The organism is Pseudomonas sp. LBUM1666 (assembly GCF_059695775.1).
The window spans coordinates 2,992,474-3,016,959 of record NZ_CP166789.1 but is presented as its reverse complement, the minus strand read 5'-3'; the positions used below and the strand labels follow the sequence as shown (position 1 = coordinate 3,016,959).

18 protein-coding genes are annotated in these 24,486 nt (G+C 60.2%); 12 read left to right on the top strand and 6 right to left on the bottom strand.

All coding sequences use genetic code 11. The features are described 5' to 3' along the window. Nucleotide 1 precedes the first annotated feature (1 nt). The 8 genes from ACA056_RS13775 (at nt 2) to ACA056_RS13740 (ending at nt 8,916) form a co-directional block, all read left to right on the top strand. Nucleotides 2-991: an acyl-CoA dehydrogenase family protein gene (locus ACA056_RS13775; protein ID WP_497273388.1), complete on the top strand. Its 990-nt coding sequence runs from the start codon at nt 2-4 to the stop codon at nt 989-991. Continuing rightward, the gene (locus ACA056_RS13770; protein ID WP_497273387.1) at nt 988-1,746 is read left to right on the top strand and encodes a PIG-L deacetylase family protein; all 759 of its coding nucleotides are present in this window, start codon (nt 988-990) and stop codon (nt 1,744-1,746) included. Before ACA056_RS13775 ends, ACA056_RS13770 begins: the two co-directional genes overlap by 4 nt. Next, on the top strand, nt 1,743-2,342 hold the full coding sequence (locus ACA056_RS13765) for an SAM-dependent methyltransferase (protein WP_497273386.1): 600 nt from the start codon (nt 1,743-1,745) through the stop codon (nt 2,340-2,342). Before ACA056_RS13770 ends, ACA056_RS13765 begins: the two co-directional genes overlap by 4 nt. After that, nucleotides 2,339-2,998, top strand: coding sequence for a glycosyltransferase family 2 protein (locus ACA056_RS13760; RefSeq protein ID WP_497273385.1), 660 nt, complete (start codon nt 2,339-2,341; stop codon nt 2,996-2,998). The genes ACA056_RS13765 and ACA056_RS13760 overlap by 4 nt, the downstream gene beginning before the upstream one ends. Before the next feature lie 120 nt (nt 2,999-3,118). After that, nucleotides 3,119-3,877, top strand: a complete 759-nt coding sequence (locus tag ACA056_RS13755; RefSeq protein ID WP_497273384.1) for a PIG-L deacetylase family protein — start codon at nt 3,119-3,121, stop codon at nt 3,875-3,877. Nucleotides 3,878-3,948: 71 nt separating this feature from the next. Beyond that, nucleotides 3,949-4,749, top strand: coding sequence for an endonuclease/exonuclease/phosphatase family protein (locus ACA056_RS13750; protein ID WP_497273383.1), 801 nt, complete (start codon nt 3,949-3,951; stop codon nt 4,747-4,749). Nucleotides 4,750-4,951: 202 nt separating this feature from the next. Next, nucleotides 4,952-7,519 carry an autotransporter family protein gene (locus ACA056_RS13745; protein ID WP_497273382.1) on the top strand — a complete coding sequence of 856 codons (2,568 nt, stop codon included), beginning with the start codon at nt 4,952-4,954 and terminating at the stop codon, nt 7,517-7,519. 323 nt (nt 7,520-7,842) lie between these two features. Beyond that, nucleotides 7,843-8,916: an autotransporter domain-containing protein gene (locus tag ACA056_RS13740; protein WP_497273381.1), complete on the top strand. Its 1,074-nt coding sequence runs from the start codon at nt 7,843-7,845 to the stop codon at nt 8,914-8,916. A gap of 126 nt (nt 8,917-9,042) precedes the next feature. Here the strand turns inward: ACA056_RS13740 and glgB are convergent, their stop codons facing one another. From glgB to ACA056_RS13725, 3 genes are all read right to left on the bottom strand, one after another. Continuing rightward, nucleotides 9,043-11,274, bottom strand: a complete 2,232-nt coding sequence (gene glgB, locus ACA056_RS13735; protein ID WP_497273380.1) for a 1,4-alpha-glucan branching protein GlgB — start codon at nt 11,272-11,274, stop codon at nt 9,043-9,045. Nucleotides 11,275-11,276: 2 nt separating this feature from the next. Then, a complete protein-coding gene (gene treS, locus ACA056_RS13730) occupies nt 11,277-14,618 on the bottom strand; it encodes a maltose alpha-D-glucosyltransferase (RefSeq protein WP_497273379.1) in 3,342 nt (1,113 codons plus the stop codon). 195 nt (nt 14,619-14,813) lie between these two features. Beyond that, nucleotides 14,814-16,811 carry an alpha-1,4-glucan--maltose-1-phosphate maltosyltransferase gene (locus ACA056_RS13725; RefSeq protein WP_497273378.1) on the bottom strand — a complete coding sequence of 666 codons (1,998 nt, stop codon included), beginning with the start codon at nt 16,809-16,811 and terminating at the stop codon, nt 14,814-14,816. 216 nt (nt 16,812-17,027) lie between these two features. Here ACA056_RS13725 and ACA056_RS13720 point away from each other — a divergent pair, with 216 nt between their 5' ends. Further along, entirely contained in the window at nt 17,028-17,195 is a 168-nt protein-coding gene (locus ACA056_RS13720; RefSeq protein ID WP_449643286.1) for a hypothetical protein, read from the top strand. Between the two features lie 7 nt (nt 17,196-17,202). Here ACA056_RS13720 and ACA056_RS13715 read toward each other — a convergent pair whose 3' ends face one another. Then, nucleotides 17,203-17,709 (bottom strand): MgtC/SapB family protein, encoded by a 507-nt coding sequence (locus ACA056_RS13715; RefSeq protein ID WP_497273377.1) that lies wholly within the window; start codon nt 17,707-17,709, stop codon nt 17,203-17,205. A gap of 136 nt (nt 17,710-17,845) precedes the next feature. Here ACA056_RS13715 and ACA056_RS13710 point away from each other — a divergent pair, with 136 nt between their 5' ends. The 3 genes from ACA056_RS13710 to mapR all read left to right on the top strand — a co-directional run bounded on the left by ACA056_RS13710 (nt 17,846) and on the right by mapR (nt 21,369). Next, entirely contained in the window at nt 17,846-18,079 is a 234-nt protein-coding gene (locus ACA056_RS13710; RefSeq protein WP_283184377.1) for a DUF3203 family protein, read from the top strand. 195 nt (nt 18,080-18,274) lie between these two features. Next, entirely contained in the window at nt 18,275-19,720 is a 1,446-nt protein-coding gene (ccoG, locus tag ACA056_RS13705; RefSeq protein WP_497273376.1) for a cytochrome c oxidase accessory protein CcoG, read from the top strand. A 239-nt stretch (nt 19,721-19,959) separates the two neighbouring features. After that, nucleotides 19,960-21,369, top strand: a complete 1,410-nt coding sequence (mapR, locus tag ACA056_RS13700) for a GntR family transcriptional regulator MpaR (protein ID WP_497273375.1) — start codon at nt 19,960-19,962, stop codon at nt 21,367-21,369. 123 nt (nt 21,370-21,492) lie between these two features. Here the strand turns inward: mapR and ACA056_RS13695 are convergent, their stop codons facing one another. After that, nucleotides 21,493-22,239: an SDR family oxidoreductase gene (locus ACA056_RS13695; RefSeq protein WP_283184374.1), complete on the bottom strand. Its 747-nt coding sequence runs from the start codon at nt 22,237-22,239 to the stop codon at nt 21,493-21,495. Nucleotides 22,240-22,332: 93 nt separating this feature from the next. Further along, entirely contained in the window at nt 22,333-24,414 is a 2,082-nt protein-coding gene (locus ACA056_RS13690; RefSeq protein ID WP_497273374.1) for a putative bifunctional diguanylate cyclase/phosphodiesterase, read from the bottom strand. Nucleotides 24,415-24,486: the final 72 nt, after the last annotated feature.

Sequence of the window (24,486 nt, the reverse complement as noted above, 5' to 3'; positions counted from 1 at the left end):
AATGGACCTTCAGGGATTTCTCCAGCATCAGGCCGCGGATTTCGCCGACACTCAAGCGTTAGGCCGGTGCCTGCGAGCGCTGGTCGAGGCGGGTCTCGATCAGCTTCCGCTGCCCGGCGGTGGCCAGACACTGGAAAGGTTTCAGCGCCTGGCCGAGGTCGGCGGGCATGATCTGGGGTTGTGCAAATTGTACGAGGGCCATACCGACGCCTTGGCGATCATCCAGCAACTGGGCGGCTCGCCTACGCCGGGCAGCACGTGGGGCATGTGGGCTGCCGAACCGCCACAAGCGCGGGTGCAAGTCAGGCCGCAAGGTCAGATGGTTGTGTTGAATGGGCGCAAGGCCTGGTGCTCAGGCGCAACGGTGTTGAGTCATGCGTTGCTCACGGCATGGGATCATCACGACCGGCAGCAATTGGTTGCGGTGGCGCTGGATCAACCCGGCGTGACCGTTACGGATCAGGGCTGGCAAGCCGTCGGAATGGGTGCCACTGGCAGCGTCGAGGTGCTGTTCGAAGGCGCCGAAGCACAAGCCATTGGCAACCCCGGCGATTACCTGCAACGTCCCGGCTTCTGGCAAGGCGGAATCGGCATTGCCGCTTGCTGGTACGGCGCGGCACAGAGCATCGCCGAACGCCTGCGCAGCCATTGCGCTCAACGTGAAGAACCCCACGCCCTCGCCCATCTGGGCGCGGTCGACAGTGCGCTGCATGCTGCCGCCGAGGTATTGCGGGTCAGCGCATTGATGATCGACGCCGCTCCGTTGGACGACGCCGAACTGCTGGCCCGGCGCGCCCGGGCGGTGGTGGAACACGCTGTCGAACAGGTCATGCTGCACGTCGGCCATGCCCTCGGCGCGGGCCCCTATTGCAAAGATCGGCAGTTCGCCCGACTGATCGCCGACCTGCCGGTATTCCTGCGCCAAAGCCACGCCGAACGCGATCTCGCTGCGCTTGGGCAACAGGTTCTGACGGAGACATGGATGTTATGAAAACCAACCCCATTGTCGGCCAGGGAACGCCTCTGCATTTATGGCAAACCTCTAGCCATCTGGCCCAATTACCGGTGACCGACATCCTGACGCTGGTGCCGCAAGGCTCGCGCGCCGTGATCATCGCCCCCCATCCGGATGACGAAGTGCTGGGTTGCGGCGGCTTCCTGCAATTGCTCGCTGCAGCCGGCCGGCCGCTGCAACTGATTTCAGTCACTGATGGCAGTGCCAGCCATCCCGGTTCCGAGCGCTGGCCGGTGGAACGCCTGAGCGTGGTCCGCCCGCAGGAATCGGCCCAGGCCTTGCGTCGTCTCGGCCTGCCATTGCACAGCCTGAAATGGCTGCGCGGTGGTTTCGCCGACAGTCAGGTGGCGGCACGGGAAGCCGAGTTGTGCGAGTTCATCGAACGTCATCTGCGGCCCAACGACGTGGTGTTTACCACGTGGCGTGAAGACGGCCATTGCGATCACGAGGCCGTGGGGCGTGCCAGTGCCGAAGCGGCGAAACGGGTGGGTGCGATGCTGCATGAGCTGCCGGTCTGGACCTGGCACTGGGCAACCCCCGAAGACAGCTTCGTGCCTTGGCACCGGGCGCGAAAGATTCTGTTGGCCCCGGCGCTGGTGGCGCGCAAACGTCACGCCATTCATGCCTTCGCCAGCCAACTGGAGGGCGACCCGAAAATCGGCTTGCCACCGGTGCTGGCACCGTATGTGCTGGACCGGTTACTGCAACCGTTTGAAGTGGTGTTTGTATGAGCGTCGAGGATCGCTATTTCGACGGTCTGTTCGCCGGCAACGACGATCCCTGGGCGTTCCGTCAGCGCTGGTACGAACAGCGCAAACGCGCCATCACGCTGGCCGCGCTGCCCCGACCGCACTACCGCGCAATCTTCGAACCCGGTTGCGCCAATGGCGAACTGAGCGCTGATCTGGCCACTCGCTGCGATCGCCTGTTGTGTTGCGATACGGCAGCCGCCGCCGTGGCGCTGGCTCGCACTCGCCTGAGTCTGTTCGACCATGCCGAAGTCCGCCAAAGCCGTCTGCCGGGGGATTGGCCGAGGGAGCAGTTTGACCTGATCGTGCTCAGCGAAGTCGGCTATTACCTGGATGCCGAAGATCTCAAGTGCCTGATCGAACACGCCGCCGGGTCACTGACTGCCGACGGCCAACTCCTGGCCTGTCACTGGCGCCCACCGATCGATGGCTGCCCGCTGAACGCCCGACAGGTCCATGACCTGCTTCACGAACAGTTGCACTTGCCGCGCCTGGTCCTGCATCAGGAGGCCGATTTCCTGTTGGAACTCTGGAGCCGTGAGCCGCGCTCCGTGGCCGCGCTGGAGGGCTTGCGATGATTGGCATTTTGATCCCGGCGCATAACGAAGAAGAGTTGATCGAGCAGTGCATAAGGGCCGCCCTGCGCGCCGCGTGCCATGAACGGCTGGAGGGTGAAACGGTCCTGGTGCTGGTGGTGCTCGACAGTTGCACTGACCGATCCTCAGAGATTGTTGACAGTTATCCAGTGCACAGCCTGGCGATCGAGGCGCGTAACGTCGGCCAGGCGCGCGCCGCGGGTGCACGGTTTCTACTGGATCGGGGAGTGCGCTGGATTTCCTGCTCCGACGCCGACAGCCGAGTCGCCAAGGACTGGCTGGTGGCGCAACTGGACCTCGGTGCCGACGCGGTGTGCGGCACGGTGACGGTCGATCAGTGGAACGCGGCCTTCGATGAGGCGACACAGATTCGCTATCACAAGGGTTATCAGGCCCGCGACGGCCACCGGCATATCCATGGTGCCAACCTGGGCATCAGTGCCGAGGCTTACCGGCGTGCCGGTGGTTTCGAACCACTGGCCAGCGACGAAGATGTACAACTGGTGCGGCAACTCGAGCGCTGCGGGGCGAATATTGCCTGGAGCCAGCGTCCGCAGGTGCTCACCAGTGCCCGACTGGACAGCCGCGCACGGGGAGGATTTGGCGATTTTCTGCGGGACATGGCGCAACTCGGATAAAAGAACGTCCCGGATGGGACATCGAGGCGACGAATAGCGCGACATGAGCAATACTCTGTTCGCGGCAATCCAGGGTTTGGAGCGCTGCACATTGCTATCAACGAGAACAAGGACGTAGCCATGAAATCGGTCTCCATCAGTGAAAGCAGCCTGCCAGTACAAGTCTGGAACAGCGCCCCGCAACTGGACAACATTCCTGTCATCAGCACTCAGACCCTGGTCCCCGCCGGCGCACGCGCCGTGGTGATTGCTCCACATCCCGGCGATGAAGTCGTGACCTGCGGCGGCCTGCTGCAGTTGCTCAGCGCCTTGGGTCACCCCCTGCAATTGATCTCGATTACCGACGGCAGTGCCAGTCATCCGGGCTCGCAACAGTGGTCGGAGAAACGCTTGAGCGTATTCCGTCCGCAGGAAAGCCTCGAAGCCTTGCGCCGGCTCGGTTTGCCGATGCACAGCCTGAAATGGATTCGTGGCGGCTTCACCGACAACGCCTTGGCCGAACGGGAGTTTCAGATGACTCAATTCATTGCCCGTTATTTACGCCCCGGGGATGTGGTGTTCAGCACCTGGCGCGAGGATGGCATTGTCGACCATGACGCCGTTGGCCGGGCCAGCGCCAAGGCTGCGACCATGGTCGGTGCAACGTTAAACGAAGTGCCGGTCTGGGCCTGGCACTGGCCAACGCGCGATCGAGGGCTCATCCCGTGGCATCGCGCGCGCAAGGTGCGCCTGGACACCTGGACCGTCGCGCGCAAAAGCCACGCCACCCACGCCTACGCCAGCCAGCTCGACGGCGAGCCGGCCATCGACCTCGCCCCGCTGCTGCCCCCGGTGCTTCTGGAACGGATACGGTTGCCTTATGAAATTGTGTTTGTCTGAACGAAAAGCGCTGAACTGCCCGCTCCCGTATCAGTCGCATACATAAGCAACCCTGATTCAGAGGAGTGAACGTGACCAGTGATTCCAAGTGGCAGGCCGTCGGATCATCTCCGTTGAACACGCCTCTGGCGATTCATCGACTGAGAGTATTGACGGTCAACACCCACAAGGGTTTTACCGCACTCAACCGACGTTTTATTCTCCCGGAACTGCGTGAAGCGGTACGCAGTACGTCGGCGGACCTGGTGTTCCTGCAGGAAGTCGTCGGTGAACACGACCGCCATTCCACTCGCTACAACGATTGGCCGCAGACCTCACAATACGAGTTCCTGGCCGACAGCATGTGGAGCGACTTCGCCTACGGTCGTAACGCGGTCTACCCCAACGGTCACCACGGCAATGCCCTGTTATCGAAATACCCGATCCGCGAACACCGCAACCTCGACGTCTCGATCACCGGCCCCGAACGCCGCGGCCTGCTTCATTGCGTTCTGGATGTGCCGGGGCACACTGAAGTCCATGCGATCTGCGTTCACTTGAGTCTGCTGGAAAGCCATCGCCAACTACAGCTCCAGCTACTCTGCCAACTGCTCGAATCGTTACCCGACGATGCGCCGGTGATTATCGCCGGCGACTTCAACGACTGGCAGCTGCAAGGTAACACCGCCCTCGCCCGACGCGACTATCTGCATGAAGCCTTCGAGCGTCACCACGGTCGCCCGGCAAAAACCTATCCGGCACGCTTTCCGCTGCTGCGCCTGGACCGGATCTATCTGCGCAATGCGAGCAGTCATGAGCCGCGAATACTGGGGCATAAACCCTGGACGCATTTGTCGGATCATTTGCCGTTGGCGGTGGAAGTACACCTCTGAAGTACTTTTTTCGACAGACCATTCGTCAGCAACGCCACCCCGGGCGAAAAACGCGTCTACACCTTAAGCAGCTGAAGGAGCAGTTGATTCAACTCGTTAGGATGCAGGTCTCGCGCAGTTTATGAACTTCACTTGATGGCTTGATTGAAGATCCGGCGAACGATCCAAGGATGATTTCCCGAAACATGCGTAGGGATACACCATGAGTCGTTACGCCCGATTGCTGCAGGCATTGCCGCAGATACTCGCTGTACCCACTTCATTGCTGATATTCGTCAGCCCTCCCGTTTCCGCCGCTTGCACCTTGATCGCAGGGCCCGGAAACGATGCATTCACCTGTGACAGCGGCACCAGCGCTGCACTCACCGACCTGTCAGGCAATAACAGCCTGATCTTCCCCGCCAACGGCACTGGCCGTATCAATGGCAACGTGACGTTCGGCGCGGGCAGCGACACCGTCGAGATGAATTCCGGCACACTCGCCGGCGCACTGGACCAAGGCGCCGGCGCGGACCGCCTGCGTATCACAGGCGGGCTGATTACCGGCGCCGTCAGCCAGGGCAATGGAATCGATGATTTTGTGATGACTGGCGGCACTATTCAGTCCCTCGCTCAAGGCGACAATCGCGATACGTTTCTGATGACAGGCGGCACCATCGTCGGCGCCTTCGAGGATGGTGACGTCGCCCGCATGATGGGCGGGACCATCGGGCGGGTCGACATGAAACTCGACAACAATATCTTTGACCTGTCGGGCGGTCAGATCCAGGGCAATCTGGTCACCGGTTTCGGTACCGACACCATTACCGTTTCTGGCGGACGGATTGGCGGCAACATCAGCGTCAGCGGCGGCAACGACAGCATTACCGTGACAGGCGGCGAAATCGTGGGCGAGATCCGCGCCAGTACCGGCGATGACACGCTGGTCTGGAACGGTGGCGGCATCATCCGCTCGGCGATCCTGTTGGCCGAAGGGAACGACAGTGCCACCTTGGGAAGTCTCGGCGAAAGCACCCTCGCCCTCACCCCGAGCATCGACGGTGGAAACGGCACAGACCTGCTGACCTTCGATCACACCACCTCAGGTGGCGCTGCCCGGTACATCAACTGGGAAACGGTCAACCTGAACAACAGTTCGCAGTTCGATCTGGCCGGCAATTTTGTATTGGGCGACAGTGCCAGCGGCACCGGTGTGTTCACTATCGATGGCAGCAGCACGCTGACGTCAACCCAGGGCAGCATCACACCATTCAACGCCGGACAGCGTGCAACCTTGAATAACGCCGGGGTGATCGACCTCAGCAGCGGCAATACCCGAACCGACGACACCCTGACGGTGCAGGGCAATTATTCGGGTAACGGCGGCCAGTTGCTGTTGCAAAGCGTGGTGGGAGACGACAACTCCCCCAGCGACAAACTGGTGGTGAACGATGGGACATTGACCGGCAGCACATTGATCACGGTCACCAATCTGGGCGGAACCGGCGGGTTGACGCAGCAGAACGGTATTGAGTTGGTGCAGGCTCAAGGCACTGCTGTCAGCACCCCCGATGCGTTTGCGCTCAAAGGTCCGGTATCTGCGGGTGCCTTCGATTACTACCTGTTCAAGGGTGGCGTTACCACAGGCAGCGAAAACAGTTGGTATTTGCGCTCTGCCGTTGTGGCCCCCGCGGCCGTCACCCTCCCAAACCCGGATCCGGCCTTGCCACCGATTGTCGTCCCGGTCGTCGCAACGCCGGTGGCCGCACTCGCTCCCGCCGGCAGTCCACCGCTACCGGTCTTACCGGCAGCCGTACCGGGCGCGTCACCGATTCCGCTGTACCGCCCCGAGGTTCCGACCTGGTCGGTACTGCCACCCGCTGCCGCGCAACTGACCCTGAATGCACTCGGCACTTTCCATGATCGCCAAGGCGATCAGCGCCTGCTCAACGAAACCGGGGCCTTTGGTGCTGGCTGGGGTCGGGTCTACGGCAAGAACGTCGATCAGACCTGGGCCGGCACCGTAACGCCAAGGCTCGAGGGTTCGCTCAGCGGTTTCCAGGTGGGTAACGATGTGTACAGCTCACAGACTTCCAATGGACAGACCCAGCGCACTGGTTTTTTTGTCGGGCATACGCGTTTGCAGGGCGATGTCGACGGTTTCAACCAAGGCTTTGAAGACAAGCGCGCTGGCAAAGTGGAACTTGAAGGCGACAGTTATGGCTTGTACTGGACGTTGACCGATCCCAAGGGCTGGTACGTCGACACCGTCATCATGGGCACCCGGCTCGACGGCGACAGCCACTCCGAACGCGGCCTCAAACTGGATAACCGAGGCCACGCCTTGACTGTTTCGGCGGAAACCGGCTATCCGATTCAAGTGACGGGTAACTGGGTGGTTGAACCCCAGGCGCAGGTCATCCATCAAAAAGTCTCGCTGGACAGCCAGGATGACGGCATTTCCCACGTCTCATTCGACTCCGACGGTGCCTGGACCGGTCGCCTCGGTGCTCGACTCAAAGGCCGCTACCAAGTCAGTGGACGACCACTGGAACCTTATCTACGAGCCAATCTGTGGCACACCCTTTCCGGTACCGACTCGGTAACCTTCGACGGCGCGGACCGGATCGATACCGAGCAAAAATCGTCATCGGCCGACCTCGGTGTCGGCGTTGTGCTTAGCCTCGCGAAAACCGTGAGCGTGTATGGCGGAGTCGACTACACCAGCAATATCGACAGCAATCAGCTGCGCGCAACGGCCGCAAATGTCGGTGTCAGGGTGAGTTGGTAGACCGGTAGCCCACTATCAAAAACGCTCTGGAACGCGGATTTCTTGACGATTTTTCGAACAAACAAGAACTTAGATGTGCGGCGTAAATCAGTCACTTGCGAGTCATAAAATACACATACCATTTATCGGCCATTTTCTTGACGCGATGTCAAGGGTCTTCTTAGCTACACGTTACTACCCCCGGAAATACACCAGGGGCAAACCCCAAGACACCCGCAAAATCGGGCGGCCAGAGGCTTGCCCCAATACATTCGGTCGCCCCTCATTCGGGGTAGGAGAGACGCCAGAGCGAGATACCGCATGCGATTGCAAGGTAGACCTCCATGAAAACTTCATTCACCCAACAAGAGATCAAAGTTACTTTTTGCACTGTCTCGAGTTCACTCCTTCTGTGTTCGTCCATGGAAGTACAGGCAGGGCCGGCAGAGGATGAAACCACGCCTTGGTACCGTCAGGATGTTCCGGTCATGACCTTACCCGCCGTCACTTTCACCGCCCCCTACTCCGGCCGTTTCAGCGCCGCCTCCGATACACGAAGTTCGCGCCTGACCATCGAGGACGCTGCGCCTTCGGCCTGGGATCAGGTGTATGGACAGGCTTCGCGGCAGGCGCAAACCGATGTTCTGGCTCAGGGGTTTGCTATCCCTGGTAGTAGCGAATTCAAAGGTCCGGCGATCCTGACTCTGCAAAGCGGTAGCGGTCATACCCAGCGGGTCGGACTGGTCGGCGGCATCACTCAGTTACAAGGCAACAGCAACGGGCTGCTGACCGGTCGCGCCCTTGCTGACCCCAGCCACGACACCCTCAACCTCGAAGGCCAGAGCCTCGGCGCCTACTGGAGCCTGACCGGGCCCCAAGGCTGGCACGTGGATTTGACGGCCAGCGGCGGCCGGGTCAACGGTTATACCCGCAATGACCAGGGCGCCCGACTGGCGACCGAGGGCAGCGCGGTGACGCTGTCGGTGGAAGGTGGTTTCCCCATTGGTCTGAGCGATAACTGGGTAGTCGAACCCCAGGCGCAGTTGATCAATCAACGCATTACCCTGGACACCCCGTACGCCGGGTCAGGCAATGCCTCGTCCAGCGATCTGACCTCCTGGAGCGGCCGGGTCGGTGCACGGTTGAAAGGTAGTTACGACATCAACGGCCTGGGGGTCGAACCCTATGTGCGAACCAACGTATGGCACACGGTGTACACCGGCAATACTGTGAACCTCGATCAGGTCGAGAAGATCAGCAGCAGCCGCTATTCATCGACCGTCGAAGTGGGTTTGGGGTTGGTGGCCAGAGTGACACCCGCCGTTAGTCTTTACGTCAGCGCCGACTACAGCAGTGATGTGGATGACAATGATTTGAACGGGTTGATTGGGAGTTTGGGTGTGCGGATGCGGTGGTGAGATCAGGCTTAAAGAAATGTTTTGTCAGGGCTGACGCCTTCGTCGGATCGCCGCCCGGAGCAGGCTCGCTCCCACATTGGATTGATGTCGTACACAAAACCACTGTGGGAGCGACTCGGTGTTAGATCAACCCTCCGGACGCAGCATCAACACCGCCAGCGGCGGCAGGTTCAATACCAACGAGAGTTCTTGCCCATGGCTCGGCTCTTCCTCGGTAAACGCCCCGCCGCTGTTGCCATAGTTCGAACCGGCGTAAGTGGCCGCATCGCTGTTGATCACCTCGCTCCAACGCCCGGCAAACGGTACGCCGATGCGATAACCCTCGCGCGGCACCGGCGTGAAGTTAGCCACCACCAACACCGGCCGCCCATCCCTGCTCCAGCGCATGAAGGCGTAGACGCTGTTGATTGCATCATCACCAATCAACCACTGGAAGCCTTGCGGCGCGTCGTCCTGATCATGCAGCGCAGGCTCTTCGCGATACAGCCGATTGAGATCGCCGACGAGTTTCTGCACACCTTTGTGTTCCGAGTACTGCAGCAAGTACCAGTCCAGCTGCTGATCGTGATTCCACTCACGCCACTGACCAAACTCGCAGCCCATGAACAACAGCTTCTTGCCCGGATGCGCCCACATGAAACTGAGGTAGGCGCGCAGGTTGGCGAATTTCTGCCAGCGGTCGCCGGGCATCTTGTCGATCAGCGAGTGCTTGCCGTGTACCACCTCGTCGTGGGAAATCGGCAGGATAAAGCGCTCGGACCAGGCATACACCAGACCGAAACTCAGTTCGTTGTGGTGATGGGCGCGGTACACCGGGTCCTGCTGGATGTAGTGCAGCGAATCGTGCATCCAGCCCATGTTCCACTTGTAGTCGAAGCCCAGGCCGCCCTGTTGCGTGCCCTGGCTGACACCCGGCCATGCGGTGGATTCTTCGGCAATCACCAGCGCGCCGGGGGCTTCTAGGTCGACCACGTCATTGAGATGGCGCAGGAAGTCGATGGCTTCGAGGTTTTCCCGACCGCCGTGACGGTTTGGCACCCATTCACCGGCCTTGCGCGAGTAATCGCGATACAGCATCGAAGCCACGGCATCGACCCGCAGACCGTCGACGTGGAAATGTTTGAGCCAGTGCAGCGCCGAGGCCAGCATGTAGCCGTGCACTTCGGTGCGACCCAGGTTGTAGATCAGCGTGTCCCAGTCCTGATGGAAGCCTTCCTGCGGGTTGCCGTATTCGTACAGCGCGGTGCCGTCGAACTGCGCCAGGCCGTGGGTATCGGTCGGAAAATGCGCTGGCACCCAGTCGAGGATCACGCCGATGTCGGCCTGGTGGCAGGCATTGATGAACGCGGCGAAATCATCCGGCGTACCGTAGCGGGCGCTCGGGGCGAATTGCGACAGCAGCTGATAGCCCCAGGATCCGCCGAACGGGTGTTCCATGATCGGCATCAGCTCGATGTGGGTAAAACCCAGATCCTTCACGTAAGGAATCAGCCGCTCGGCCAACTCATGCCAGGTGTACAGGCGCGCAACTTCGCCCAAATCGTCCAACTCACATTGCCAGGACCCGGCATGCAATTCGTAGATCGACAGCGGCGCACTCACCCGATGACGGTCGCCCCGGGATTGCATCCACTCCTGATCCTGCCAATCGATGTTCAGTGGCGAAGCGACTTTTGAAGCGGTGTCCGGCGGCAGCGAGGTGGCCAGCGCCATCGGGTCGGCCTTGAGCGGCAGAATGCCGTGGGTGCCGAGGATTTCGTATTTGTACGTTTCCCCCGCTTGCATGCGCGGGACGAAGATTTCCCATACACCGGTAGGATGACGCAGGCGCATCGGGTGCCGGCGACCGTCCCAGTTGTTGAAGTCACCCACCACCGACACCCTTTTGGCGTTCGGTGCCCACACCGCGAAACGCACGCCATCGACACCGTCGACCGTTTTCAGCTGCGCGCCCAGGCAAGCGCTGAGATCGCGGTGATTGCCTTCGGCGAACAGGTACAGGTCCATCTCGCCGAGCAACGGGCCAAAGCTGTAAGGGTCCTCGGAAATTTGTTCGCCGCCGGCCCACCGGGTTCGCAGCAGATACGGCTGCTCCCGATCGAAGTGCCCGACGAACAGGCCCGGTGTCTGGGTGGCCTCAAGGTTGCCGAGTTCCTCCCCGGAGTCCTTGGCCAGTACCTGCACGCTCAAGGCGTCCGGCAAATAGGCTCGAATGAATTGCCCGCCATGACCATCGCCGTGGGGGCCGAGAATTGCAAAGGGGTCGTGATGTTCCGCGCGTACCAGCGCGTCGATGTCCCGCGATCTGGGCAGCAGCGCTTCTTTAGCGTGACCCTGTTCCTTGTTCGAGAAACTCATAACTACTCTCCACCAAGATCGGAAAAGGGTTTAAGCCCACTCAATAGTCCATATAAACCGTGCAACGGCACGGGCAACCATGTGGGGCGATTCTCTGCCTCATAGGCTACTTCATACGCTGCCTTCTCCAGGCCGAACAACGCCAATGCGGCGTCCTCGCCTTCCGGATCTTGCCATGCATGAGCAAGACTAGCTGCCGCCAGCCGATAAGCGTCGACAAATGCTTGTCTTGCTTCATTTAAATAGCGATCGGCGACACGTTGACGAGCGGCTTGGGCATCGGCCGTGTTGTCGACGTTGTGCACATTGATCGCCATCGCCGCAGCGTAGTCAAAGGAACGCAATACGCCACTGACGTCTTTGTACGGGCTGTGTTTGCCCCGTCGCTCATGCAGCGGCCGAGCCGGCTCGCCTTCGAAGTCGATCAAGTAGGCGTCGCCCTTGATCACCAGCACCTGGCCCAGGTGCAAGTCGCCGTGGACGCGAATGCGCAGACCACCAACGGCTTGTTTGCCGAGCTCCTGAACATGGCTGAGGATGGCTTTTTTGTTGTCCAGTAAACGAGTGACCAAGGCTTTGTCTGCCGGGTTCAATTCGCTTTGATGCTGTTTGAGCAATTTCAGCGCGTGCTCCAGTTGCGCTGCCACATCCTTTGCCGAGGCCAGGGCATCTTTCTGGGTGGTGACCTGCGGGGCAAAGTCCGGGTTGTCGCTGGGCGCCGCCAGCAGCTGATGCATTTCACCGAGACGCTGACCGAGCATGCCGGCGAAGTCTCCCAGTTCGCCCAAGGCGTTGTAGTGTTGCTCCTGCTCGGACATGGCGTCGGCCAGCTCGTCGCGCAGCGCCCGTTCGAGGTTGTTCTGGGTCCATTCCCAGGCGTCGCCCTGATTGCTCAAATAGCCTTGGGCAATCATCAGCAGGTTGTCCTCGCCCGCCGGATCGCGGCGAACCACAGAACCCAGCAGCGGCGAAATATTGCGGAAACCGGCGTGAGTCAGGAAGGCGCTCATTTCCAGTTCCGGGTGCACGCCAGACGCGACCTTGCGGATCAGTTTCAGCACCAGGCTGTTGCCGATCACCACCGAACTGTTGGACTGTTCGGCGGACAGGTAACGCACTTCCGATTCCCCGGTCAGACCGAGTTTCGCCAGTTCCCATGTCGGCTCAAAGCAGATATCGCCCGCACTGGATGGCAATACGGTATTACTTTGCATGCCTTGCAATACCGCATGTACAAAGGTGTCGAGGCTGAAGGCATCGGTGATCAAGCCGACCTGACGCACGCGCCGAACCCGAGACAAGGCCAGTTGCTGAGGCAACGCGGCACCCACCTGATCTTCGGAGATAAAGCCGAACGGCAACTGATAGCGACTGGTCTGGCCGCCGCTGGTGACGTCGATTTCACTCAACAGCACAGGGTGCAGCGGATCGCCGAAGCGCACGCCATAAGCGATGTTGACCTGTTCGATGGCCGCATCCTTGCCGGCAAACCAGCGGCGGTTCTGCAGCCAGCTCGGCAGGATGCCCTGCTCCAGCGTGCCGCGGGACGGCGCTTCGAGCAGTTCTTCCATTTGTTTTTTCAGCACCAGCGTGGTGAAGTCCGGCAGGCTTTGCGCCGGTTCCACGTGCCAGCTCGGCATCTGGTTTTCCGCCGCCAATACGAACCAATAGAAGCCGTAAGGCGCCAGGGTCAGCAGGAAATTCAACTGACCAATAGGCGGGAAAGCATTACCGCCCAGCATCTCCACCGGCACCATGCCGACGTAGGCCGACAGGTCCAGTTCCGCTGCTTGCGCGCTACGTGACACGTTGGCCACACACAAGATGATTTCGTGCTTGCCGTCCGGCCCGGTGAATTCCCGGGTGTAGGCCAGGATCCGCCGGTTGCTCGGCGAGAGCATTTTCAGTGTGCCGCGACCGAAGGCCTTGGACTGCTTGCGCACGGTGAGCATGCGCCGGGTCCAGTTCAGCAGCGAATGCGGGTCGCCGGCCTGGGTTTCGACGTTGACCGACAGATAGCCGTATTGCGGGTCCATGATCGGTGGCAGCACCAGGCTGGCCGGGTCGGCGCGGGAGAAACCGCCATTACGGTCAATCGACCACTGCATCGGCGTCCGCACGCCATCACGGTCGCCGAGGTAGATGTTGTCGCCCATGCCGATTTCATCGCCGTAATACAGGGTCGGCGTGCCGGGCATCGACAGCAGCAAACTGTTCAACAACTCCACACGACGACGGTCGCGCTCCATCAACGGCGCCAAGCGCCGGCGAATGCCAAGGTTGATCCGCGCCCGACGGTCGGCCGCGTAGTAATTCCACAGGTAATCGCGCTCCTTGTCGGTGACCATTTCCAGGGTCAGCTCATCGTGGTTGCGCAGGAAAATCGCCCACTGACAGTTGGCCGGGATCTCCGGGGTCTGACGCAGAATGTCGGTGATAGGGAAACGGTCTTCCTGGGCCAGCGCCATGTACATGCGCGGCATCAGCGGGAAGTGGAACGCCATGTGGCATTCATCGCCGTTCAGGCCTTTGGCGTCGGTGTCGCCGAAGTACAGTTGCGTGTCTTCCGGCCATTGATTGGCCTCGGCCAGCAGCATGCGGTCCGGGTAATTGGCGTCGATTTCGGCACGGATCTGCTTGAGGACGTCGTGGGTCTCGGGCAGGTTTTCGTTGTTGGTGCCGTCGCGTTCGATCAGGTACGGAATCGCGTCCAGACGCAGACCGTCGATGCCCATGTCCAGCCAGTAGCGCATCACCGACAGCACGGCTTTCATGACTTGCGGGTTATCGAAGTTCAGGTCTGGCTGGTGGGAATAGAAACGGTGCCAGAAGTACTGACCGGCCACCGGATCCCAGGTCCAGTTGGACTTCTCGGTGTCGAGAAAGATGATGCGAGTGCCGTCGTATTTTTGATCATCATCGGACCAGACGTAAAAGTCCCGCGCCGCCGAACCTTTCTTGGCCTTACGCGCACGCTGAAACCAGGCGTGCTGGTCCGAAGTATGGTTGATGACCAGCTCGGTAATGACCCGCAGGCCACGTTTGTGGGCTTCCGAGATGAACCGCTTGGCGTCGGCCATGGTGCCGTAATCAGAATGCACGCCACGGTATTCGGCAATGTCGTAGCCGTCATCACGCCGTGGCGAGGGATAGAACGGCAACAGCCAAATGGTGTTGACGCCCAGATCGGCAATGTAATCGAGTTTGGCGATAAGGCCGGGAAAGTCGCCGATCCCGTCATTGTTGGAGTCGAAAAAAGACTTAACGTGAACCTGGTAGATCACCGCATCCTTGTACCAGAGCGGGTCCTTGATAAAGGTGGCTGCCTTGGGTTTCTTCGCCATTTGAAACTCCTGTTGAATTCAAATTAACCGCTGAGTCGAACACTCCCTTGTGGCGAGGAGCTTTGGTGGCGAGGGGGCTTGCCCCCGTTCGGCTGCGAAGCAGTCGTAAATTCGGATGACTCGGTGTGTCTGAAAAGAAAAGCGGGGCCGCTTCGCGACCCAACGGGGGCAAGCCCCCTCGCCACAAAAGCAGTCTCAGGAAGTGCTGATCCGCCAGATCCCGAACGGTTGATGCGCCGGGTCGATCCGCATGAACTGGTATTTGCCGTGCCAGGTCCAGCGATGACCGCTCATCAAGTCTTCGCCCTGGGTGCTGGCGTCGTCGGGCAAGCCCATTTCCCACAACGGCAATTCGAAATTCGCTTCCTGGACGTTAAGCGGATCAAGGCTGACGGCCACCAGAATGAAATTGCTGCCATCCGCGCTGCGTTTGCCGAAATACAAAATATTGTCGTTCCAGGCGTTGTAGACCTTCAGGCCCAGATGCGTCTGCAACGCCGGGTTCTGCCGACGGATGCGGTTGAGCTGGGCGATCTCGGCAATGATATTGCCCGGGGCGTTGAAGTCCCGTGGGCGGATTTCGTACTTCTCGGAATTGAGGTACTCCTCCTTGCCCGGCACCGGTGCCGCTTCACACAGTTCGAAGCCTGAATACATGCCCCACAGACCGGAGCCCATGGTGGCCAGCGCCGCGCGGATCAGAAAACCGGCACGCCCTGACTCATGCAAAAACGCCGGGTTGATGTCCGGTGTGTTGACGAAGAAGTTCGGCCGGAAGCATTCGCGCCACGGTGACTCATTGAGTTCGGTGAAGTAAGTGGCCAACTCGGACTTGTTGTTGCGCCAGGTGAAGTAGGTGTAGCTCTGGGAGTAACCGACCTTGCCCAACCGCGCCATCATCGCCGGGGTGGTGAAGGCCTCGGCCAGGAAGATCACTTCGGGGTACAGCGCCCGCACATCAGCGATCAGCCACTGCCAGAATGGCAGCGGTTTGGTGTGAGGGTTGTCGACGCGAAACAGCTTCACGCCTTCCTCGACCCAGCCCACCACGATGTCGCGCAATTCGACCCACAGACTCGGAATCGCATCGGTGGCATAGAAATCGACGTTGACGATGTCCTGGTATTTTTTCGGCGGGTTCTCGGCGTATTTGATCGTGCCGTCGGGGCGCCAGTTGAACCAGCCCGGATGCTGCTGCAGCCACGGGTGATCCTGGGAGCACTGAATCGCGAAGTCGAGGGCGATTTCCAGCCCATGGTCCGCGGCCGCCGCGACAAGTCGACGGAAGTCTTCGCGGCTGCCCAGTTCGGAGTGAATGGCTTCATGCCCTCCCTCTTCGCTGCCAATGGCATACGGACTGCCCGGATCGTCCGGCCCGGCGGTCAGGGAGTTGTTCGGGCCTTTGCGGTAACTGCGACCGATCGGGTGGATCGGCGGGAAGTACAGCACATCGAAGCCCATGTCCTGGATCATCGGCAGCCGCGCATGCACATCGTTGAAGGTGCCATGACGGGCCGGATCGTCAGTGATCGAACGCGGAAACAATTCATACCAACTGGCGAACTGCGCCAGGTCCCGTTCGACGTCGAGCGGGTACTCAGGGCTGATGCTCAAATAGGCACGATGATCGGCCTGCGTCATCAACTCGGCACTGCTTGGGTGCAGAAACATCTCGACCTGCTCGATTTCGAGCAGACCCGACAAGTCATGGTGCAGCGCCGCCAGTTGCTCACTCAGCTGCCCTTCGGTGCGTTCGGCGGCTTGCTGGACCAGCGTTCGCCCTTCCTGCAACTCCAGACTGATCGGCACCCTGGCTGCGTGTTTTTTCTCCAGCTCATAACAGAAGCTGGCGAACTGATCGATCCAGGCTTCGATGCAAAACACATAACGGCCTTGGCGCGCGAGCCGGAACTGGCCCTGCCAACCGTTGTTGCCCAAGTCGGCCATTACTTCGCTTTGCCAGGTTTCCTCACCCTCGGCGTGCCAGCGCACTCGCACGGCCAACTTGTCGTGACCGTCGGCAAACACTTTGCTGGTCACCACCACGTCCTGACCCACCACGGCTTTGACGGCGAACTGCCCGCCATCGAGGGTCGGCATGGTATTTTCGATTGCGATGCGCGGTAGCAGTAAAGCCTGCGACAGCGGCATATGAGGGTTGTAGTTGAGCTCTGTCGGTTTTTCAGCAGTCATCGAGCATCTCTCCTTTACGCCCCAAGGACGCTCTTGTACCTGATATTCATTGCGTAGGACTGTCCGCCCCGCAATGAACTCACTTAGGTTCCGAGCGACAGGCACCGGTAAAAGTTCACGAGGATTTGCCTGGGCCTTCGGCGGAATCAATTCCTTTGCGCGGTGGTCAACACACTAAAGCACGACTTACGCCATGTGCCACTGGAGGCTAAATTCATGAGCATTCCGATCCCTGCCGAAACGCCTGATCCAAACATCGACAGCCCGACCATTCCGCCGACCGAGCCAGAACCTGTGCCTGAGCAAGACCCGCCCGGTACCACCCCGCCACCTCGGGAAGAGCCACCGAGCACCATGCCGCCGGTGGTTGTCACACCCGAGTAATGTTCATTCACGGACTTTGATCCTTGTCCTTGTCGATCATCCGCACAACGGCGGGCATCACACTGAGAATCGCCAACGCCAGCAACGTGCTGAGCACCGCCGTGGCCTCTCGCCCCAACCCGGCCGAGACGCCAATGGCGGCGGTCATCCACAACCCGGCGGCGGTGGTCAGGCCTTTGACGTGCCCCTCGTCGCCCTCGTTGTTTTTCAGAATAGTCCCTGCGCCAAGAAAGCCGATCCCCGCGATCACACCCTGCACCACTCGGCTCATGGCATCGGCCTGCGAGCCGGACATTTGCGGCACCAGCACGAACAGCGCGGCACCGAGGGCCACCAGCATGTGGGTGCGGACCCCGGCGGCCTTGCCCTTGTGCTCGCGTTCGAAGCCGAGAATCCCGCCCAACACCGCTGCCATCAGCAAGCGCACGGTAATGCGCGTCAGTTGTGAAGCGTCGCCAATATCGGCGAACTCCGCTTGCAGGGTCACCCAAACCTCATGCCACCAGGCGTTCATGGTGTTGTCCTTGTGATGACTGAACAGAAAGTTGCTCTATTGAGGATGGACCGCGTCGACCATTAATCAGTTGCACAGAACGATGATCCTCGGCTGTGCCCTAACACTTTAGAACCCGCAAAAAAAGGACACCTCCATGACTGTGCGCATCGAAAACCAGACCTGCTTCTTCATTACCGAGAACGGCGAAGAAATTCGTCTGTGCCCCGACGTCACCATCATTACCGACTCGGAAAAAGCCATGTCGGCGGTGGAGCTCGACGGCCAGCGCATCTACATCACCGAAGCAGAAGCCGACGCATTGACCGTAGCAGGCGCAGTCGACGGGCGTAAGCATTTGAAGGCCACCGACAGTGATTCGGTGATTTGACTGACCCGGATCAATAACACCCGAAGACGCTTGATATAGGCGTCTGCGTCCCGCTGTAGCGGGTGCATCAACTTGTCGCAGGCAGCGGATCAATGTCCATCTGATCCGCTTTTTATTGCAATAGGTGAGTCTGTTATGCAAACAGATCGCCGCTCATAGTGCTCAGGCCTGATGGAGGCTGATGAGCGAAAGACCATGAGCGATAGAATCCCCGTCCGAACCGTAGAAACCACCCCTTTAATACAGAACTCTTCAGTGCAGAGCTTTGAGCCTTCGCGTCCAAAGATGAAGGCCAAGTCCAGCGACAACCTGATCCACACCCGCAGCTTCACCGGTTTATTCCGCACCCTGCGCATGAGCGGCGCGGGGTTTCTGTTTTTGCTGTTCTTCGGCACGGTGTGGTTGAACTGGAGCGGCCGCCAGGCGGTGCTCTGGGACCTTTCCGAAAGCAAATTCCACATCTTCGGCGCGACCTTCTGGCCGCAGGATTTCATCCTGCTGTCGGCGCTGCTGATCATCGCCGCGTTCGGCCTTTTTGCGATCACCGTGTTCGCCGGGCGAGTCTGGTGCGGTTACACCTGCCCACAGAGTTCCTGGACCTGGATTTTCATGTGGTGCGAGAAGCTCACCGAAGGCGAACGCAACCAGCGGATCAAGCTGCAAGCCGCCCCCTGGGATCTGAACAAACTGATCCGCCGCTCAGCCAAACACACCTTGTGGCTGGCCATCAGTCTGTTGACCGGCCTGACCTTTGTCGGCTATTTCACCCCGATCCGGCCGCTGGCCGAAGAACTGCTGACTTTGCAGATGGGCGGTGTCAGCCTGTTCTGGGTGCTGTTCTTTACCGGCGCGACATACATCAACGCCGGTTGGCTGCGTGAAGCGGTGTGCATGCACATGTGCCCGTATGCGCGGTTCCAGAGCGTGATGTTCGACAAAGACACCCTGACCATCTCCTACGACGTGGCCCGTGGCGAAAATCGTGGCCCGCGCAAACGTGACGTGGCACCGGCTGAAGTCGGCCTCGGTGATTGCATCGACTGCCAGTTGTGCGTGCAAGTCTGCCCGACCGGCATCGACATCCGCGACGGCTTGCAGATGGAGTGCATCGGTTGTGCCGCGTGTATCGACGCCTGTGATTCGATCATGGACAAAATGGGCTACGCCCGCGGGCTGATCAGCTACACCTCGGAGCATCAATTGCAGGGTGGCAAGACTCATTTGTTGCGGCCGCGTTTGATCGGCTACACCGCGGTCCTGTTGGTGATGATCGGTGCGCTTGCCCTGGCGCTGGTGGAGCGGCCGATGGTCTCGCTGGACGTGAGCAAGGACCGTGGCCTGTTCCGCGAGAACAGTCAGGGGCAGATCGAAAACATCTACAGCCTGAAAGTCATCAACAAGACCCAGCAACGTCAGGATTACCGTCTGACCCTGGTCGATGGCGAAGGCTTCCTGCTGCAAGGCAAGACCGAACTGAGCCTGGCACCGGGCGAGATTGTGGATGTACCGGTGTCGGTAGCGATGACCACGGAACGGCCGAGCAGCAGTTCGCAGACGATCAGCTTCAAGATTGTCGACAGCGATGAACCGCAGATTTATAGCGTGGCGAAGAGCCGGTTTGTTGCGCCGATGAATCGTTGAGGCTTTAGAATCCACCCCTCACCCCAGCCCTCCCGAAACGTCGGACCGCCCCAGAGGGGAGAGGGGGAAAGGGAGCAGATATCCAAACGTTTCAGATACTGTGTTCGACTCGGAATTACAGGTCGCAAAATTTCGCCCAAACACCTCGTTCAGTCCCCTCGCCCCTCTGGGGAGAGGGTTAGGGTGAGGGGCCGATATGCCTGACACCCCACACAACAATCTGGCAACAAGGCCCCCCGATGAAACGCTACGAAAAATTCGCCGACGACATCGCTGAACTGATCCGCTCCGGCGTTCTCGGCCCCGGCCAGCGTGTGCCATCGGTGCGCTACGCCAGCCAGACTTACGGGGTCAGTCCGTCCACGGTGTTCCAGGCCTACTACCTGCTCGAACGCCGCGGCCTGATCCGCGCTCGCCCGCGTTCCGGCTACTTCGTCAACGCACACGCGCCGAGCCCGTTCTCGGAACCGGTGATCAGCAGTCAGGTCAATGAGTCCACCGAAGTCGACGTCAGCGAACTGGTGTTCTCGGTCCTCGATTCGATCAAGGACCCGAACACCGTGCCCTTCGGCTCGGCCTTCCCCAGCCCGACCCTGTTCCCGCTGCAACGCCTGTCCCGTTCCCTGGCCAGCGCCGGCCGCGAGATGGACCCGCGCATGGTCGTCACCGACATGTCGCCGGGCAACCCGCAACTGCGTCGACAAATCGCCCTGCGCTACATGGTCGGCGGGCTGATGCTGCCCATGGAAGAACTGCTGATCACCAACGGCGCGCTGGAAGCGTTGAACCTGTGCCTGCAAGCGGTCACCGAGCCCGGCGATCTCGTGGCCATCGAAGCCCCGGCGTTCTACGCGTGCCTGCAAATACTGGAACGGCTGAAGCTCAAAGCCGTGGAAATCCCTGTGCATCCGCGCGATGGCATCGACCTTGGCGTACTCGCGCAAACCCTGGCACGGCACCCGATCAAGGCTGTCTGGTGCATGACCAGCTTCCAGAACCCGATGGGCGCGACAATGCCCGAGGCGAAGAAACAGGAACTGGTTGAGCTATTGCGCAGCCATCAAGTGCCGCTGATCGAAGACGACGTCTACGCCGAACTGTATTACGGCCAACAGGCGCCGAAACCGGCCAAGGCTTTTGATACCGAAGGGCTGGTGATGCACTGCGGTTCGTTCGCCAAAAGCCTGGCCCCCGGCTACCGCATCGGTTGGGTCGCCGCCGGGCGCTATGCGCAGAAGATCGAACGACTGAAACTCATGACGTCGCTGTGTGCGTCGATGCCGGCCCAGGCGGCCATCGCCGATTACCTGCAACACGGCGGCTACGACCGGCACCTGCGAAAACTACGGTACGCGCTTGAAGAACAGCAAAGCGCCATGCTCGCCGCGATCGCGCGCTATTTCCCGGCGCAGACTCGCGTCAGCCAACCGGCCGGCGGCTACTTTTTGTGGCTGGAATTGCCACCGCAGATGGATTCGCTGAAGTTGTTTCAGATGGCATTGGCGCAAGGGATCAGTATTGCGCCCGGGCCGATTTTTTCACCGACCCAGCGCTTCAGGAATTGTATTCGGCTGAATTACGGCAGCCCCTGGGATGAGACAGCCGAGAAGGCGATGGAGACGTTGGGGCGGATTGTGCGGTCGTTCTGAGGGTTTGATGGCGTCTGGTCTACCGCCTTCGCGAGCAGGCTCGCTCCCACAGGGGAATGCGATCAACTGTGGGAGCGAGCCTGCTCGCGAAGAAGCCAGATCCAGCGATACAAATCCTAAGGTTTATCGCCCGCCGCCGAGGTCAACAAACGTCCCGGTCGCATAAGAAGCCTTGTCCGACAGCAACCACACAATCGCCTCAGCCACTTCTTCCGGACGCCCGCCCCGAGCCATCGGAATCGCCGATTCCAGTTTGCTGACCCGATCCGGGTCACCGCTCAACGCATGGAAATCGGTATAGATGTAGCCGGGGCGCACGGCGTTGACGCGGATGCCTTCGCCGGCTACTTCTTTGGACAGGCCGATGGTGAAGGTATCCAGCGCACCTTTGGAGGCGGCGTAGTCGACGTATTCACTTGGCGCGCCCAGGCGTGAGGCCACCGAGGACACGTTAACGATGCTGCCACCCTGCCCGCCATGCTTGGGCGACATGCGCAGGATCGCGTGTTTGGCGCAGAGGATCGGCGCCAGGACGTTGGTTCTGAGGATTTTGAGAATACGGAATTCCGACATTTCATCGATCCGCGACTTGTGCCCGACGGTGCCGGCGTTGTTCACCAGTGCCGTGACCCGGCCCAACTCAGTGTCCACGCGGTGGAACAGCGCAATCACTTCATCTTCGATGCTGACGTCAGCGCGCACTGCGATGGCTTGGGCGCCGAGGGCGCGGACTTGTTCCAACACAGTTTGCGCAGCGGATTCGTCGGCCAGGTAGTTGATGCAGATCCGATAGCCTTGTTCGGCGGCCAACAGGGCTGTGGCGGCGCCGATACCGCGGCTGCCGCCAGTGATGACGATGACTTTGTCCATGCGAAATTTCCCCCATTCCAAGCGTTAGCAGTCGGGGCAAAGAATAACCGTCATCGCTGGCTTTTGCATGGGCTCACATCAGTCACAGTATTCTCAACTCACCGCCAATTGCTCTGCACGCAGAATATCTACCATGAAGCGTTCGGCAGGCAGCGGGTGCCCGAGCAGATAACCCTGCAGCGAATCACAACCGAGTTGCGTCAGGAAGTCTTGCTGCGAGTCGGTCTCCACCCCTTCGGCGACGATCCGCAACCCTAGCGCCTGGCCGAGGGCGACGATGGCGGAAACGATGGCGGCGTCATCGCTGTCACGTTCCAGATCGCGGACAAATCCCCGGTCGATCTTCAGTTCGTTGGCCGGCAAGCGCTTGAGGTACATCAAACTCGAATAGCCGGTGCCAAAGTCATCGATCGACAGGTCGACACCCATTGTCGACAGTTCCTGAAGCACCGTCATGCTCGCATCGGCATCGCTCATGGCCGTGGTTTCTGTGATCTCGAGGGTCAGGCTGTTGGCCGGCAAATGGTGAGTGGCCAAGGCTTTGGCGACGCTCTGGACCAGGCCTGCGTGGCAGAACTGCAAGGCTGAAAGGTTCACCGCGATGCGCCAGTCGGTGTACCCGAGCACGTACCACTCGCGCATCTGACGGCAGGCTTCGTTGAGCACCCACTCGCCAATCGGAATGATCAGCCCGGTTTTTTCCGCCAGTTCGATGAATTTGTCGGGCAGCAGCATGCCCTGGGTCGGATGCACCCAGCGCAACAACGCCTCGGCACCGACCGGCCGGCCATTGTTGGCATCGAACTTGGGTTGGTAATAGAGACTGAATTGCTGCTGATCAATGGCGATACGCAAGTCCTGCAATAACTGCAGCTGTTTGCGCGCGTTGCTGTTCATCGAGGCATCGAAGAAGCTGTAGCCGTTTTTCCCGGTGCCCTTGGCGTGGTACATCGCCGCGTCGGCATTCATCAGCAACTCTTCGGCGGTTTCACCGTTGCCCGGATATATAGCGATGCCGACGCTGGCGGAAATCTGCAAGTCATGTTCGCCGACCCGGAACGAACGCCCGATCAGCCCGACTTGACGGGCCGCCAGGTTCAATGCGTCATTCTGCTCGCCGAGTTGCACCAGCAATACGAATTCATCACCGCCGATCCGCGCCAGGGTGTCATGGCTGCGCAAATCCTCGCGTAAGCGCAGACCGACTTCACGCAACAACAGATCGCCCATATGGTGACCGAAGGCATCGTTGACTGGTTTGAAACCGTCCAGATCGATGAACATCAATGCGAAACAACCGCCCTGCTCCTGCACCATGGACATCGCCTGATCGATGCGGTCAGCCAGCAACACGCGATTCGGCAGGCCGGTCAAGGTGTCATGCAGAGCCAGTTGAGTCAGTTCGCGGTTGGCCTCGGTCAATGAGTGGGCAAGTCCTGCGGTGCGGGCCTCAAGGCGCGCATCAAGGATCGAGGTCAACAAGGCAAGGCTCAACACCGCCAGGGTGGTGATCAACACCAGATTGTCCAGACCCTTGCCGTTCAGACCGCTGACGGCCGCGCCACAGAAGCTGCCGTCCGGGAAACGTGCCGCCGCCATGCCGGTGTAGTGCATGCCGACGATCGCGAGGCCCATGATCACTGCCGCACCGCCACGGATCAGGCCGACATAAGGCGTGTGCTGGCGCAGGCGGAAAGCGATCCACAACGCAGCGCCCGAGGCGACCACGGCGATCAGCAGCGAGGCGCCGAAGAGCGTCGGATCGTAATCGATACCCGGCTGCATACGCATGGCGGCCATGCCGGTGTAGTGCATGGCACTGATCCCGGAACCCATGACCAGCGCGCCGAATGCCAATTGCCAGGCTGGCAATTGTGGTTGGCTGACCAGCCACAGGGCAAAGCCGCAGGACAGGATGCCAATCAGCAGTGACAGCAATGTGATGCCGACGTCATAACCGAGGTCGAAGGGCAATTTGAACGCGAGCATGCCGATAAAATGCATCGACCACACGCCAACCCCCATGGCAAAGGCGCCTCCCGCCGTCCATAGATGCACGGCCCGGCCCTTGGCCGTGGCGATGCGTTCGGTCAGGTCTAGCGCGGTATAGGAGGCGAGAATCGCCACAAAAAGCGAGATGATAACCAGCGTGGGGGAATAGCTACCGATAAGCATGAGACTTCTCGCGACAGCCCTCCGTTCTCGGGGGGCAAATCGGGCGATTGTACTGATTGCGCAAAAGAACGC

Bases quoted from the DNA above. Each gene is read 5' to 3' on its own strand.
- ACA056_RS13775 (WP_497273388.1), top strand. From the start codon at position 2: ATGGACCTTCAGGGATTTCTCCAGCATCAGGCCGCGGATTTCGCCGAC.
- ACA056_RS13720 (WP_449643286.1), top strand. From the start codon at position 17,028: ATGAGCATTCCGATCCCTGCCGAAACGCCTGATCCAAACATCGACAGC.
- ccoG (WP_497273376.1), top strand. From the start codon at position 18,275: ATGAGCGATAGAATCCCCGTCCGAACCGTAGAAACCACCCCTTTAATA.
- ACA056_RS13760 (WP_497273385.1), top strand. From the start codon at position 2,339: ATGATTGGCATTTTGATCCCGGCGCATAACGAAGAAGAGTTGATCGAG.
- ACA056_RS13695 (WP_283184374.1), bottom strand. From the start codon at position 22,239: ATGGACAAAGTCATCGTCATCACTGGCGGCAGCCGCGGTATCGGCGCC.
- ACA056_RS13770 (WP_497273387.1), top strand. From the start codon at position 988: ATGAAAACCAACCCCATTGTCGGCCAGGGAACGCCTCTGCATTTATGG.
- ACA056_RS13765 (WP_497273386.1), top strand. From the start codon at position 1,743: ATGAGCGTCGAGGATCGCTATTTCGACGGTCTGTTCGCCGGCAACGAC.
- ACA056_RS13755 (WP_497273384.1), top strand. From the start codon at position 3,119: ATGAAATCGGTCTCCATCAGTGAAAGCAGCCTGCCAGTACAAGTCTGG.
- ACA056_RS13710 (WP_283184377.1), top strand. From the start codon at position 17,846: ATGACTGTGCGCATCGAAAACCAGACCTGCTTCTTCATTACCGAGAAC.
- ACA056_RS13690 (WP_497273374.1), bottom strand. From the start codon at position 24,414: ATGCTTATCGGTAGCTATTCCCCCACGCTGGTTATCATCTCGCTTTTT.
- treS (WP_497273379.1), bottom strand. From the start codon at position 14,618: ATGGCGAAGAAACCCAAGGCAGCCACCTTTATCAAGGACCCGCTCTGG.
- ACA056_RS13725 (WP_497273378.1), bottom strand. From the start codon at position 16,811: ATGACTGCTGAAAAACCGACAGAGCTCAACTACAACCCTCATATGCCG.
- ACA056_RS13745 (WP_497273382.1), top strand. From the start codon at position 4,952: ATGAGTCGTTACGCCCGATTGCTGCAGGCATTGCCGCAGATACTCGCT.
- ACA056_RS13715 (WP_497273377.1), bottom strand. From the start codon at position 17,709: ATGAACGCCTGGTGGCATGAGGTTTGGGTGACCCTGCAAGCGGAGTTC.
- mapR (WP_497273375.1), top strand. From the start codon at position 19,960: ATGAAACGCTACGAAAAATTCGCCGACGACATCGCTGAACTGATCCGC.
- ACA056_RS13740 (WP_497273381.1), top strand. From the start codon at position 7,843: ATGAAAACTTCATTCACCCAACAAGAGATCAAAGTTACTTTTTGCACT.
- glgB (WP_497273380.1), bottom strand. From the start codon at position 11,274: ATGAGTTTCTCGAACAAGGAACAGGGTCACGCTAAAGAAGCGCTGCTG.